The sequence below is a fragment of the Leptothermofonsia sp. ETS-13 genome, assembly GCF_049200465.1.
Lineage (GTDB): Bacteria > Cyanobacteriota > Cyanobacteriia > Leptolyngbyales > Leptolyngbyaceae > Leptothermofonsia.
This window is the reverse complement of record NZ_CP120836.1, coordinates 3,016,042-3,029,691: the sequence shown is the minus strand read 5'-3', so window position 1 is coordinate 3,029,691 and position 13,650 is coordinate 3,016,042. Positions and strand designations below refer to the sequence as shown.

Here is a 13,650-nt window from a genome sequence, read left to right as displayed (position 1 = left end):
GAGTTTTCAATTCACAAAATATAGCGGTAGTCATTATGGTTAGGACGGGGTGTAGGGGTGGAACCCCTGGCTGGGGGCGAAGCCCCCACTCCCTCTCTAATTCCAGTGTCCTAAGCCTGGTGGCTATTGCTATACAAATGAATGATTTCAAACGCTTTGTTAAAAAATAAAGCATTTGGTAAATTATCCATTTCAGAAAACCTTGATTTTTGAAGGAAGCTGGGATTCTAAGGAGTTTATTCTTTCAGTTCAAATCGACGGGATTCAATTTACCCGCATGGGTGACGCAATAAGGGAAATTGCTATTTCCGTTCAAACAATGCGACTAGAGGATTTCCAAATCCCATCAGTTGATTGAGGTCCTTAACAGCGGTTGGTTGATGGCGAACATAGGCATCGATAAATAAACCGATCGCTGCTGCCACTAATTCTCGAATCGTTTCGTTTGGTTGGGTGGCTGGGAAGTCTAGAAAAGCCCGTCCGGTTGTGGCATCAAAGGGATGGACAACTGAAAAATGGTTGGCTCCTTCTAACAGAACCAGGTAACAGTCACCCCGGTTAGCGGCGATCGCTTCTCGAAAAGTCCGCTCTACTGGGGTTGTGGCTGTTTCCCAGGCAACCCCATAGCGATCGCTGCTGCCAGCAATCACGCCATCCCGTGTGCCTCCCATGAGCAGTATGGGAAGAGCATGGGGCAGAGGCAAAAAGGTACCTGGTTGGTATCCCATCTGCACAATCCCTGCTGAGTGAGCCGCATAGGCAAACGCTGCCACCACCTGGGAGAAAAATTTTGGATCGGCACTTTCAAGCGCAACCCTTCCCCCAGCAGAATGTCCTCCTAAAACGATCCGTTGCAAGTCCAGCAAGCCAGCTAAAACTCCCTGAACTTGTAGCTTCTCTAATGCTTGCAAAATTGCAGGTAAAGCCGAAGCGGTTGGCCCTGTGCCATAGGTGTTTGGAGCTAAGCGCATCACATCAACTCCTGGGGTCAAGCCAATTAACCCTGGTATGTTTTCAGCAACCCAGGAAAAGGTAACAACCACCAACCCCCGTTCTGCCAGTTGAACCGCCAGCCATTGATAAACTTCTGGACCGCAATTAATTCCATTGAAAAAAATGACGACTGGAAAAGGAGCCTGCTGAATATTAGCTGAAACAACTCCCATATCCTTTTCCTGATTGCTGCCCGACATTTGTGCCGGGTAAAAAACTTTGAAGTGAATGGTGTCATAGGGAGAAGCGGTATTCTCCACTTTGGCTGCCTGATAGAGGGCTCGAATGCTCATAGGTCAGCTCCAATTTACGACATGGTTATTCTAATGGTTTATCTTAGTAAACCTCGTCATTGAAGGGGGGCGGAAATCGTTAGGCTCATGATGAAAGTTGTGGATGACCTATGCGTGGACGGATTTCTAACATCAAAATCAGCCTGAGTAAAGAACAACGTGAGAGCTTGAAAAGCTTGCTGCGCCGCAGAAGACTCCTGTTGGGTTGGCAAAACGTGCCCGTGCCATGTTGCTGTTAGCCCAGGTGGAGCGGTTCAAGTAAACATCCCAGCGAGTCGGACTGGGAGAACACCATCTGCATAAGTAGGCAAGACGCTTGATCGAGCAGGGAGTCGAGGGTTTGCAAGAGCGACCGCGACCGGGCAGAGTTCCGGTTTTGCCCCCCTCAATTCGCGTTGTACTTGGTCAAGATGGCGTGTGAACTCCCTGATACTCAAAAGTGGTCTTTGTGCCAATGGGATTGCACCGAGTTAGCTCGACAGGTGGTGGCAGCAGGACTGGTTAGCAGCATTTCTGCCTCTACCGGCGTCGAATATTGAAAAACCGCCAGTTGAAACCTTGGCGACATCATTTGTGGTTATCCCCCAAAGTTCCACGAGACAAAGCTTTTGTCAAATCGATTCGAGCTATTAGCCAACTCTATACCCGCAAGCTCAAAACGCATGAGATGGTGCTTTGCCTTGATGAGAAAACCTCTTTGCAATCTCATCCCCGCGCAGCAGCAACCTTAGATGCCAAACCCCAGTCCACCCTGAAAGTTGAGCATGAGTATAAACGCAAAGGGGCGCTCAATCTGTTTGCTGCTTTTGATACTCGTACTGGGAAAGTTTGGGGGCAAACCTATGACCGCAAACGGCCAGTTGAGTTGATTGTGTTTTTGGAGTATCTCGACCAACAAATTCCGGCCACCATTACCCAGATTCATGTGGTACTTGACAATCTCAGGATGCACGAGGGCAAGCAGGTGCAAGCCTGGTTAGCCCAACATCCCCGATTTGTTTTTCATTTTCCACCGGTACATTGCTCTTGGATGAATCAGGTGGAGCAGTGGTTTAGTATTCTGTAACGCAAGCGCCTGAAAATTACCAACTTTAAGGACAAGAAAGCTTTAGCAGAACGTCTGTTAGCGTTTATTGCCGAGTGGAATGCTGAGGTAGTCCCCAAAAATTGGACAGGGGGTTAAGCTCTGAACGACACCCAAGATGAGTCGAGGACGATGTCATGACAACATCTTGATTGAACGTCTATGGCGTTCATTGAAATACGAATTGATTTAGCTGATGGCGTTTGAGGATGGAATTCATTTGAACAAGGAAGTACAACGATGGTTTCATTGGTATAATCAAGAACGTCCACATCAAGCTTTGAAGTATCGCACGCCAGAAATGGTGTATTGGGAAATGCAACCGCTCTCTAAAGAAGCTTGAAATGGACATGGAGATCTCTCATTTCAGAGCTTAGAGATCCCTCGGAATTGTCCAACCGATTGGGTCCACCTCAGGCTGATCGACAGCGCAACTGCATTGAACGCACAATCAATCGCTTCAATTCAAACAGTTTCGACGGATTGCTACCCGATATGGAAAAACGGACACAGAACTATCTGGCGATGCTCACCCTTGCTGCAATTCTTTTGTGGCTCTAGGCTTTAAAGCCCGCCCTAAGCAACCTGGCGACAGCTATGATAATCATCCCTGTGACAACGAAGCAAAAAGGGCAAAGTTCTCCGCCCCCTGATTATTCATTATGTTATTCATTATGAATAAAATGAACAGATCTGTGATTTGATTCTGCTATCGCTACTAGTAGTCTGCCAATTAGGCTTTAAAGTTTATTTAAAGGGTTTACAAACCTTCAAAACCCCGTAAGTTTGATTTTCTGGGTTTAGATAAACAGGCAACGTTCCTTTGGTGAACCACTAGTGCAGACTGACAGAAATAAGCCGTCAGGTTTAGAGTGATGGGGTGATAGAGTACTCCAGATCATTACTCCATTACTCCGTCACTCCTCCCCAATACTGGTGGAGATCTTCTGCCATGAAGCACTAACCGCCGATCGCATAGGCAGAATTTAGCGCCCACAGAATCAGGAGGGCGATACTACCCAAAACCAAAATTGCAGAGATGGTGACGGCCTTCGGGCTATCAGCACCGTCGAACTTCATGATTCCCCGATTCAAGTCTGACACGGCTTTCTCCTCTCCTTGTCAAATCGATTAAATACCAGTTACACGAAAAACAAAGTATTGTAGATCACTCGGCAGTAGAGCCAGCATCCGCTTCAATTCTATCCGCTTCAAAGAAGATTTCTGGTCAATATTAAGTTTTCTATCGTTCGCATCAAGATTTGCTGATGATTCGAGCTATAGCTATCGCCACCAGGCTGAGGACGGGGTGCAGGAGTGGAACTCCAGCCAGGGGTTGAAGCCCCTGCCCCCCTTAAAACCAATGTTCTAAGCAATCTGGCGATCGCTATGAAAAAGCAGTCAGCGGTGTTGCCAATCCAGAATTGTGATATTTTCTAGAACAAATGTTTTATAGAACGGTTTTAATTCACGCTTACCTCTCACCCATCTCACCCGTTACGATTCCCTTGCGAATTTTCTTTCATCAATTTTGGGAAGTTCGGCTATCCTGACTCCAGTATTGCCTGTATTTCTCGCTACATGACACAGTCCAACCTTATTCAGCTTGCTCAGGCAGGCGATGCAAACGCGATCGCTGCCTTAATGAACTCTGCCCTACAGGCGATCGGTGTCACTGCCAGGGCCGTAATTCGAGAAGGTGATCTCCACATCCTCTTAGAGTCGGAACACGCTTTAGCTGAAAGCTCTTGCATCGAGTTTATTCAGCGGGGAATTACCCGACTTGGGTTGGCCTGGCTTTCGTCGGCCATTGTTTACAGTCGGGTCAGGGGGCAGCAGGTGCCTGTTTGGGTGCAAAAAATCGATCTGGGCAATTCTGAACTGGCTAATCCCTTCGTGCTGTCGCCGGAAGTGCCCCTTGATGTAGAAGGAGCCATCCTGCGTCGGTTGCCATCCTCAGCACCGAGGCGGGTTCGTCTGTTCGATCTGCTGCTGCTGGGTTTTCCACTGCTGGTTGTGTTTAGCAGCATCCAGATTTGGGGTAGGTACCTGTCCAGCACCACTTCGGGGGCCGTATCCTCGACTGCCTCGTCAGAGTTAAGTAAGAGTCAATCGACAACCTCTCCACCCAAGACTCAAGAATCTGCAAAACCCGATCCTTACCATCTGGCAATTAATCAAGCCAGTAAAGCAGTAAAACAGGGCGAACAGGCAAAAACACGGCAGGATTGGCGCAAGGCTGCAGAAGAGTGGTGGCAGGCGATCGCTCTGATGAAAAAAGTGCCTGCCGCTCACCCAAAGTATGCGATCGCTCAACAAAAGCTTGCCCAGTACGAGCGCAACCTGGAAATAGTAGCCAAAGACCGCCTCAGCTTAGCTGGGATGGAGTTGAAAAAAGTAATTTCTGGTGGCGTTTCACCCAAATCAGTTGTCTACTCTGGGGATGATCTGTTCTTTGCCCAGAACATGATGTACAGCCACACCATAACGGTTTACGATCGGGAATACCGCCTCGTCAAAACCATTTCCGATACTGTCAAGCTATCTGACTTTGGCTATCCCCAGTACCCCGGCTCCCACAAAGGGGCCCCTGTTGAGGCAGCTTTTTCCCAGGATGGGCAAATCGCTTGGGTATCTAACTATCAGATGTATGGAGCGGGATTTAACAGTTCTGCTGACGATGACTGTAGCCCTTCTGGTAACAATGACCCCAGTTTCCTGTACCGCATTAGTACAGGCGCCTTAAAGATCGACCATGTTGTTCAGGTTGGCTCAGTCCCTAAATTTGTAGCTACAACGCCCAACAACCGTTATGTTCTCGTCAGTAATTGGTGCAGTTGGGATCTCAGCGTCGTTGATACTCAGAAAAACAAGGAAGTGCGACGCATCCAGCTAGGACCCTATCCACGTGGCATTGCGGTGGATGCCAAATCCGAAAAAGCCTACGTTGCGGTGATGGGCTCCTACGATATTGCCGTCGTAAACTTAAAAAACTTCTCTGTGAAATGGTTACAGGGGGTTGGTCATTCTCCCCGACACCTCAACATTGACCCCAATGGTAAATACCTCTACACCACCCTGAATGGAGAAGGACAGGTCGCCAAGATTGACCTCTCTACTGGCAAAGTCGTCCGTAAAGTCGCCACCGGAAACGCCCCTCGCAGTATGGCAATTTCGGGAGATGGACAATTTCTCTACGTGGTCAACTACAACTCCGATACGGTGAGCAAAGTCCGCACCCGTGATATGCGGGTTGTTCAAACCGCCAGCGTCAACCCGGCCCCTATTGGTGTGACCTACGATTCTAAAACTAATCAAGTGTGGGTTGCCTGCTATTCAGGTAGCATCCTGGTATTTCAGGATTAACTGGTACTGCAGGATTAAAAAACAAATACCTATCGATTCAGCAGCAAGTTAAGGTATTACTAGCAGAAAAGCTACTCGCTCAGAGCCGGTAACTTCTCTTCTAACACCACCTTAATGCTGATGAGACCGACAGGTAGTTTGACTTAAGCGAATTTAAGCGCGATTAAAATAATCCCCAGGTCAAAGATTTCTCGATGGGGAAAGTTGCACCCACACCTAACCAGATCGTAACCAGAGTACCAAACAGGAAAAGTGCCGTGGCAACTGGACGACGGAAGGGATTCTGAAACTTGTTGACGCTCTCAATAAACGGAACCAGAATCAGCCCTAAGGGGACAGCTGACATCAGCATCACACCCAGGAGTTTGTTGGGTACAGAGCGGAGAATCTGAAATACTGGATAGAGATACCATTCAGGCAGAATCTCTAAGGGAGTTGCAAAGGGGTCAGCAGGTTCCCCGACCATTGCCGGGTCAAGGACTGCCAAACCCACACAGAGGGCGATCGTCCCAAAAATGACTACTGGAAAAACATACAGCAGATCATTGGGCCAAGCAGGTTCGCCGTAATAATTATGCCCCATGCCTTTTGCCAATTTGGCACGCAGTTGGGGATCACTGAGATCTGGCTTCTTAAGCGTTGCCATAGTTAATGTGTTCCTTTATCTCTGAAGTCGGCAGATCGGGGTTGCAAGCAAGAATGGCAGAATTTGGATATTCACATCATAATGGCCTAACCCGCGGAGCAGGTCAACAACCACTTAGAGAGGACCTGAAATTCCTTGCTTACGGATCATGAGGAAGTGGAGCAGCATGAAGACTGCAATTAACCAGGGAAGAACAAAGGTGTGAGCGCTGTAGTAGCGAGTCAGGGTTGCCTGACCGACACTGGAACCACCCCGCAGCAAATCGGCAATCAACGTTCCAACGACGGGAATCGCTTCGGGTACATTGGACACAATCTTGACGGCCCAGTAGCCAACCTGATCCCAGGGTAGGGAGTAGCCAGTGACGCCAAAAGAAACGGTGATGACAGCCAGGATGACGCCTGTTACCCAGGTCAACTCGCGAGGCTTCTTGAAACCACCAGTCAGGTAAACCCGAAAAACATGCAGAATCATCATCAGCACCATCATGCTGGCAGACCAGCGATGGATGGAGCGAATCAACCAACCAAAGTTTACCTCTGTCATGATGTACTGGACGGAGTTAAAGGCTTCGGCAACGGTGGGTCTATAGTAAAAGGTCATGGCAAATCCGGTGGCAAACTGGATCAGGAAACAGACCAGGGTAATACCACCGAGACAGTAAAAGATGTTGACGTGGGGGGGAACGTACTTGCTGGAGATGTCATCTGCGATCGCCTGAATTTCCAGCCGCTCCTGAAACCACTGAAACGCTTTGGAATCGGTTACCTGCTTGGTAAACATGAAGGGAGAAATTCCTAAGTTATGTATTGCTGTTCATAAAGAATGTAACACAGTCCCTGCGCGTTTTTCACATTGAATCGGATTGTCAAGAAAGCGGTACCCTTCGCCATTGCTAGTTTTTTCCGGGGATTTTGGAAGAAGATAACAAGCCAGAACAATCCTTAAGCTAAGACAAAGTTTTTTGAACAAACCCCCAATTTATATTGGGGCATCCATCCCAATCCAAACGGTCACTTGCAATCCAAATGGTCACTTGATTGTCTACTACTTCTGTTCCACCAATCACACCTCATAAATCAGACAGGCTGGCAAAGTCAAGTAGTGCTTCACCCAGGGTTTCCAGTTAAGCAAAGGACAATTGGTTGATTCGCGTCGCGCAGAATCAGGAACCGAGCCAAACCGACGAGTCAGCAGGCGCAGAACGAGCGATTAGGTTTCTACTTCAGCACCCTGCTGAATCCCTTCCTGTCTTGCTTCCTGTCTAGTCTTTGTCTTTCCATTCCAGGTAAGCCTGTGATAAAGCAGTCATTAGTTCACGCTCCTCATTTTCCATTGAGCTACCAAGTTCTAGCATGATGCGCCAACTCACTAATAATTCTAAGATCCTGGAGCGGCGTGGATCATTAGAGGGTAAGGACAGAATCTCTGTGATGGCTTGCTTTTGGGTTTCATCCCGACCTAAGATCCTTAGCCAGAGAGTTTCTTCTATAACTGGCAATTCCTGAATAGCGACGATCGCCGTCTTGAGAATCTCTAGCAGAAAATAAACACCTGGTAACCAGTCGGAACGCACCTGTCTACCAACTCTAGTAATGACAGGTCTAGTATCTACCAACTTCAGCAATGACAGGTCTAGTAATTGTTGCTGCCAGAATCCATAACCTTTGTAAGTCACTGTCCAGTAGAGCCCCCCTCTTGTTTAGCCCTACGACGAGTATCTTCCTGAATCCACAGCAACTTAAGCAAACAGCTCCTGATTTCCTGGCGACTGGGTGGATGACGGAATGGTTCAAGTAAACATGGGGTTTTGGCAATTCGACTGAGTAGCCCAAAATTATCTGCGGGTTCAGCCGGAGAGACTGCTGGAGTAAACCAAACATCGACAAACAGATTCTCCTAAGACTTCTAAATTTTGCTGGACAACCCCAAGAGGCTCCAGGAATCCTTCCAGATACTGCTTTGCCAATTGATCAAACGGAATTTGCGTCATGTTCAAAATAGAATACTTGGGAGGGATGAAGTTCTGACGGTTGACTTACTCCTACTGGCATGGACTGATTGACTAACGTTAAGATTAGTTTCTATGAGAAAACAGATCCCCTCGATTAAGCGACTGATTATTTTGCTGGTCTGGATTGTGGTTGGGCTGGGAACACTTGCATCCCCAGCTCTAGCTTTGACCGATGAACAAAAGTTTTTATCAGAAGTTTGGCGGGTGGTAGACCGCGCCTATATTGATGACACGTTCAACCATCAGAACTGGTGGCTGGTACGCGAGAAACTCCTGAAGAAACCGTTGGAGAATCGAGAACAAACCTATGAGGTCATTCAGCAGATGCTTACCAGCCTGGATGACCCCTTTACCCGCCTGCTCAAGCCTGATCAGTACCGGACCTTGCAGACAAGTACTTCTGGAGAACTGACAGGGGTTGGCTTGCAAATTGCTCTGGATGGAGAAAAGGGTAAGCTGCGAGTGATCGCCCCGATCGCTGGCTCTCCCGCAGACAAAGCAGGCATTCAACCAGCAGACACCATCTCGAAAATCGATGGTGTTTCCACTGAAGGGCTGTCCCTTGATGAAGCGGCTGACCGAATGCGAGGACCAGTTGGCAGTCGGGTAATCCTCACGGTGGAGCGTGAAGGCAGAGCACCTTCGGACTTTTTAGTGGTGCGCGATCGCATTGCGCTCAACCCAGTTATTGCCGATTTGCGAACCGTCAATAAACCTGGTAGTGGAGAACCTGTGAAGATTGGCTATATCCGCCTAAGCCAGTTCAATGCCAATGCAACCACTGAAGTGGCCCATGCCATTAGCCGCCTGGAAGAGCAGGGGGCGGAAGCTTACATTCTAGATTTGCGCAGCAATCCAGGGGGATTGTTGCAGGCAGGAATTGACATCGCTCGCTTTTGGTTAGACCAGGGCACCATTGTCTACACTGTTAACCGTCAGGGAGTCATTGGTAGCTTTGAAGCCATGGGGCAGGCTCTAACCTCCGATCCACTGATCGTATTGGTGAATCAGGGGACTGCCAGTGCCAGTGAAATTCTGGCAGGGGCGCTGAAAGATAACAAACGCGCCACTCTTGTTGGTGAGAGGACCTTTGGTAAGGGCTTGATTCAGTCCTTATTTGACCTATCAGATGGCTCTGGGTTGGCTGTGACCGTCGCGAAGTATGAAACCCCTAATCATACAGATATCAATAAGCTGGGAATTAACCCTGATGTAACCATTCCCCTCGATTCCATTCGAAGTGACGAGGTGGGCACTCAGGCTGATCGACAATATGCAACAGCCGTGGAACTTTTAACTACAGACTCAATGGTGGCTGCCGGTGCTCCCTAACACTGAGCGAATTTATCACGACCCGCTGCACGGTGCGATCGCCCTCAGTAACGGAGATCCCACAGAAGCTCTGTTAATTCGGCTAATTGACACGCCTGCCTTTCAAAGGCTACGCCGGATCCGACAATTGGGGCCTGCTAGTCTGACCTTCCACGGTGCTGAAAGCTCTCGCTTTACCCATTCTCTGGGAGTGATGGCGATTGCTCGTCGTGCCTTTGATCGAATCGCCGCTAGCTATCCCCAACTTTGTCCTTACCGTCCGGTAGTACTCTGTGCTGCTTTGCTGCACGATCTGGGGCACGGACCCTTCAGCCATACGGGAGAAGAAATTTTTGGCAACAACCACGAATACTGGACTCGCCGTATCCTGCAAGAGCACGCCCCCATCCGGGAAGCTCTGGATTCCTTTCAGCCAGACTTGCCAGAGCAAATCATTCAGGTGTATTTGAAAAAGCATCCTATTCCACTCGTCTGGCAACTGGTTTCCAGCCAGCTTGACTGCGATCGGCTAGACTACTTGATGCGCGACAGCTACTTTACCGGAGCTTCCTACGGCAAGATTGACCTGGATCGGATTTTGATGGCATTGCGCTACGACCCGGTGAGCCAGCAGTTAGTAGTTGCCCTCAAAGGCATGGCGGCAATTGAACATTACCTGATCGTCCGCTATTTCATGTATGCCCAGGTCTACAACCATCCCAAAAACATTGCCGCTTCCTGGATTTTGGAGAAGGCGATGGAGCGCGCTCGCCAGTTGCTCCAGATGGGTCAACTGGAAGCTGATAACACCGTAACCGCCTGGCTCACTGTAGCAGCGGGTGGTATTCGCGAAACAACTTCATGGAATTTTGGCCCATCAGCGGAAACTCCCCTCTCCCTTAATCGTTATCTTGCCGCCGATGATGGGGTGTTCATCTACCACATACAGCGCTGGCAAAACAGTTCTGACCCTGTTCTCGCCGATCTTTGTCGCCGTTTCATTGATCGTGACCTGTTAAAAGCTGTGGATGTGACTCACCTGGCTGAAAAAGAGCAAACTATTTTGCTGCAAAAAACCCATTATTGGCTTGCTGCTGCTGGATTTGATGCACCCTATTACACTGGTTTGCGAATCTCTTTCAGTCGGGGCTACACCCTTTATCAAAAAGGAATCAAGTTGCAAACAAATACGGGCTTAGAAGAAATTAGCAATCTGTCTTCCCTGGTGCGTACCCTAACCAATCCCTATCAGAGAACCTGGCTGATTTATCCTCATGAGGTTGAAGCCGAGTTAATGCTGGCGGAAAAGGAAAGTCGGTGAAAAAGTAATGGGGTGGGAAAGGGCTATCGGCCCTCGCTCTGTTATCCGTGTGACAACCATACTTGCCAGTACCGCGGTAGCATCAAGCACCTTATGTTGGAGAATGGATGCTTCCGAAGGCAGATCCTCTTTACAAACTGGAGTTTAGGCTTCGTTCCATTAAAACGTTTTGAGCACTATATTCCGGCTCATCACCAGTTGGGTGCCGCTGGATATAAGAACCGTCCGATTGTAGTTCCCATGCCTGACGATTATCTTTCAACAAAATACCCAGGATTTCCTTTAATTCTTTAGCGCAGTCGGGATTCTCAACCGGGGTAACAGCTTCAACCCGGCGGTCAAGGTTTCGTTGCATCCAGTCAGCACTACCAATGTAGACCTCTTCCCTGCCATTGTTATGGAAATGGAAAATGCGAGAGTGTTCCAGATAGCGACCTACGATGCTAATAACCCGAATGTTTTCGCTAACGTCTGGAACACCGGGACGCAAACAACACATCCCACGCACGATCAGATCAATCTGCACTCCCGCCTGAGATGCCTCATACAAAGTTCTAATAATGCCAGGGTCAATTAGAGCATTCATCTTAGCGATGATGCGTCCAGGATTACCGTCTTCGCAGTGGTCAATCTCACGCTGAATCAGGGCAACCATACGATCGCGCAACGTTACGGGAGCTACCAGCAATTTGCGAAACGATTTTTGTTTGGAGAAACCTGTTAAGTAGTTAAACAAATCCGTCAGGTCTGCCCCCAAATCTTCCTGGCAACTAAACAAACCCAAGTCTGTGTAGATTTTGGCAGTCTTAGCATTGTAATTGCCGGTTCCAATATGCATGTAGCGACGCATATCCTCACCTTCCTTCCGCACGACCAGCAACACTTTGGTGTGGGTTTTCAGTCCCATTACTCCATAAACAACATGCACTCCGGCATCTTCTAATGCCCGTGCCCAACTAATATTGCTGGCTTCATCAAACCGGGCTTTAATTTCCACCAAAGCAACCACCTGCTTACCGTTTTGAGCAGCAGTAATCAGCGCGTTGATGATAGGGGAGTCACTAGAAGTCCGATAAAGCGTTATCTTAATCGCCTGTACGGCCGAATCCTGTGCTGCATGGGTGATGAAATGTTCAACCGATGCAGTGAATGACTCATAGGGATGATGCACCAGTAAATCACCCTGACGAATGATATGGAAAATATCTCCGCCCGTGTCTCCGTCGGTTGCTAATTCTTGATGCATGTGGCGTAAGCGCTGAGGAATAACAGGGTTCCACGGTTTATCTTTCAAGTGGGGTAACGGCAACGACATGAAATACATTAAATCCCGCATTCCCAGCCAGCCCTGAGTGACATAGAGGTCGTTGGGGTCTACATTCATGCCTTTAATCAGGGTTTGCTTGACAAACTCGGACATAGTTGGGGCAAATTGGAATCGCACCACCGAACCAGCAAAACGGCGACGGCTTAATTCCTGGGCGATCGCTTCTGCCAGATCATCTGCGGCTTCTTCCTGCACAGCCAGATCGGCATCGCGAGTGACCCGGAAAAGATGGTGTTCCAAAATGGTCATACCCGGAAACAGCATATCCAGGTTGTCAGCAATGATTTGCTCCAAAGAAACACCCGCCCAAACAACAGGGCGATCGCTGCGAGGATAAACCTCTGGCGGCAATGGTATAAAACGGGGAAGGCTATCTGGCACTTTAACTCTGGCAAAACTCTCCTCACCTGTTTCCGCATCCTTTAGCACAACGGCTAAATTCAAACTTAGATTTGACATCACGGGGAAGGGGTGAGTCGGGTTAACAGCCAACGGAATTAGAATTGGAAATACTTGCTTCTCAAAATATTGCTGCAAATAACGACGCTGGCTTTGATCCAGTTCGCTATATTTTAAGACGTGTACCCCTTCAGCCATCAGTTGAGGCCACAAATCGGTTTCAAGCAATTCCTGCAACTGGTCAACCATTGGACGTAGTCGCTGGCTAATCTCATTCAATTGCTGTTGTGGAGTTCGTCCATCTGGCGTGAGAACATCGACCTGGGCTTCTACCTGGCGCTGTAAACTGGCTACCCGCACCATGAAAAACTCATCTAAGTTAGAACCAAAGATTGCTGCAAATTTAACTCGCTCCAGAAGAGGGGTACGAGGATCAATTGCCTCCTGCAAAACTCGACGGTTAAATTCCAACCAACTCAGTTCACGGTTGAGGTAGTAACGAGGATGATTTAAATCAATAAATTTATCCACTTTCTTTGTTCTAGACATTGCACTTCTTAGAAATTAGGAATTGCTATAGAGATCCTTCTTGAAATTTGAATAGGGCATAGGGGTGGAACCACCGCATAGGGGCTTTCCCCCTTGTCCACAGACTATTTGTGAACGCTATATTTCAAGGAGCTTGGGTAGACCTGTCAGCTTCGAGCCAAAGGTAACACTTAATCAAACACTATGCGTTAAGTAAATCAAATACTATGCCTTAAGTAAAGCTTAAGTATTAGGCTGAGTACCATGATTAAATCTAAAACACTTGGGATGTGTTAACGAAAATTAACCCATACAAGTCTCGGATTTTGTATTTCAATTCAACCTATAAATAACTGAGTGGAGCTACT

At 48.2% G+C, this 13,650-nt stretch carries 13 protein-coding genes and 1 pseudogene; 8 read left to right on the top strand and 6 right to left on the bottom strand.

Annotated elements, in window-relative coordinates; genetic code table 11:
• Window positions 1-302: 302 nt before the first annotated feature.
• Window positions 303-1,286: an alpha/beta hydrolase family protein gene (locus P4D80_RS13800; RefSeq protein WP_421654581.1), complete on the bottom strand. Its 984-nt coding sequence runs from the start codon at window positions 1,284-1,286 to the stop codon at window positions 303-305.
• Window positions 1,287-1,696: 410 nt separating this feature from the next.
• Between P4D80_RS13800 and P4D80_RS13795 the strand changes: the two genes are divergently transcribed.
• The 4 genes and pseudogenes from P4D80_RS13795 to P4D80_RS13780 form a co-directional block, all read left to right on the top strand.
• Complete coding sequence (locus tag P4D80_RS13795) at window positions 1,697-1,825, top strand: hypothetical protein (protein ID WP_421654580.1); 129 nt, start codon at window positions 1,697-1,699, stop codon at window positions 1,823-1,825.
• Window positions 1,822-2,352 (top strand): IS630 family transposase, encoded by a 531-nt coding sequence (locus tag P4D80_RS13790; protein ID WP_421654579.1) that lies wholly within the window; start codon window positions 1,822-1,824, stop codon window positions 2,350-2,352. Before P4D80_RS13795 ends, P4D80_RS13790 begins: the two co-directional genes overlap by 4 nt.
• Window positions 2,353-2,566: 214 nt before the next feature.
• On the top strand, window positions 2,567-2,713 hold the full coding sequence (locus P4D80_RS13785) for an integrase core domain-containing protein (RefSeq protein ID WP_421654578.1): 147 nt from the start codon (window positions 2,567-2,569) through the stop codon (window positions 2,711-2,713).
• A 74-nt stretch (window positions 2,714-2,787) separates the two neighbouring features.
• Window positions 2,788-2,931: pseudogene (locus tag P4D80_RS13780) on the top strand (IS5/IS1182 family transposase); the annotation flags it as partial.
• 399 nt (window positions 2,932-3,330) lie between these two features.
• On the opposite strand, the gene P4D80_RS13775 reads toward P4D80_RS13780, so the two are convergent.
• Window positions 3,331-3,474 (bottom strand): hypothetical protein, encoded by a 144-nt coding sequence (locus P4D80_RS13775; RefSeq protein WP_421654577.1) that lies wholly within the window; start codon window positions 3,472-3,474, stop codon window positions 3,331-3,333.
• Window positions 3,475-3,687: 213 nt separating this feature from the next.
• On the opposite strand from P4D80_RS13775, the gene P4D80_RS13770 reads away from it, so the two are divergent.
• Window positions 3,688-3,810, top strand: coding sequence for a hypothetical protein (locus P4D80_RS13770; RefSeq protein WP_421654576.1), 123 nt, complete (start codon window positions 3,688-3,690; stop codon window positions 3,808-3,810).
• 141 nt (window positions 3,811-3,951) lie between these two features.
• A complete protein-coding gene (locus P4D80_RS13765; protein WP_421654575.1) occupies window positions 3,952-5,736 on the top strand; it encodes a YncE family protein in 1,785 nt (594 codons plus the stop codon).
• A gap of 163 nt (window positions 5,737-5,899) precedes the next feature.
• Here P4D80_RS13765 and petD read toward each other — a convergent pair whose 3' ends face one another.
• The 3 genes from petD to P4D80_RS13750 all read right to left on the bottom strand — a co-directional run bounded on the left by petD (window position 5,900) and on the right by P4D80_RS13750 (window position 8,060).
• Window positions 5,900-6,382, bottom strand: coding sequence for a cytochrome b6-f complex subunit IV (petD, locus tag P4D80_RS13760; RefSeq protein WP_421654573.1), 483 nt, complete (start codon window positions 6,380-6,382; stop codon window positions 5,900-5,902).
• A gap of 114 nt (window positions 6,383-6,496) precedes the next feature.
• Window positions 6,497-7,165, bottom strand: coding sequence for a cytochrome b6 (petB, locus tag P4D80_RS13755; RefSeq protein WP_421654571.1), 669 nt, complete (start codon window positions 7,163-7,165; stop codon window positions 6,497-6,499).
• A 481-nt stretch (window positions 7,166-7,646) separates the two neighbouring features.
• The gene (locus P4D80_RS13750) at window positions 7,647-8,060 is read right to left on the bottom strand and encodes a hypothetical protein (protein ID WP_421654570.1); all 414 of its coding nucleotides are present in this window, start codon (window positions 8,058-8,060) and stop codon (window positions 7,647-7,649) included.
• Between the two features lie 408 nt (window positions 8,061-8,468).
• Between P4D80_RS13750 and ctpA the strand changes: the two genes are divergently transcribed.
• Both ctpA and P4D80_RS13740 read left to right on the top strand, forming a co-directional pair.
• Window positions 8,469-9,728, top strand: a complete 1,260-nt coding sequence (gene ctpA, locus P4D80_RS13745; RefSeq protein ID WP_421654569.1) for a carboxyl-terminal processing protease CtpA — start codon at window positions 8,469-8,471, stop codon at window positions 9,726-9,728.
• The gene (locus P4D80_RS13740; RefSeq protein ID WP_421654568.1) at window positions 9,718-11,028 is read left to right on the top strand and encodes an HD domain-containing protein; all 1,311 of its coding nucleotides are present in this window, start codon (window positions 9,718-9,720) and stop codon (window positions 11,026-11,028) included. The genes ctpA and P4D80_RS13740 overlap by 11 nt, the downstream gene beginning before the upstream one ends.
• A gap of 130 nt (window positions 11,029-11,158) precedes the next feature.
• Here P4D80_RS13740 and ppk1 read toward each other — a convergent pair whose 3' ends face one another.
• Window positions 11,159-13,303 (bottom strand): polyphosphate kinase 1, encoded by a 2,145-nt coding sequence (gene ppk1, locus P4D80_RS13735; protein WP_421654567.1) that lies wholly within the window; start codon window positions 13,301-13,303, stop codon window positions 11,159-11,161.
• Between the last annotated feature and the right edge of the window lie 347 nt (window positions 13,304-13,650).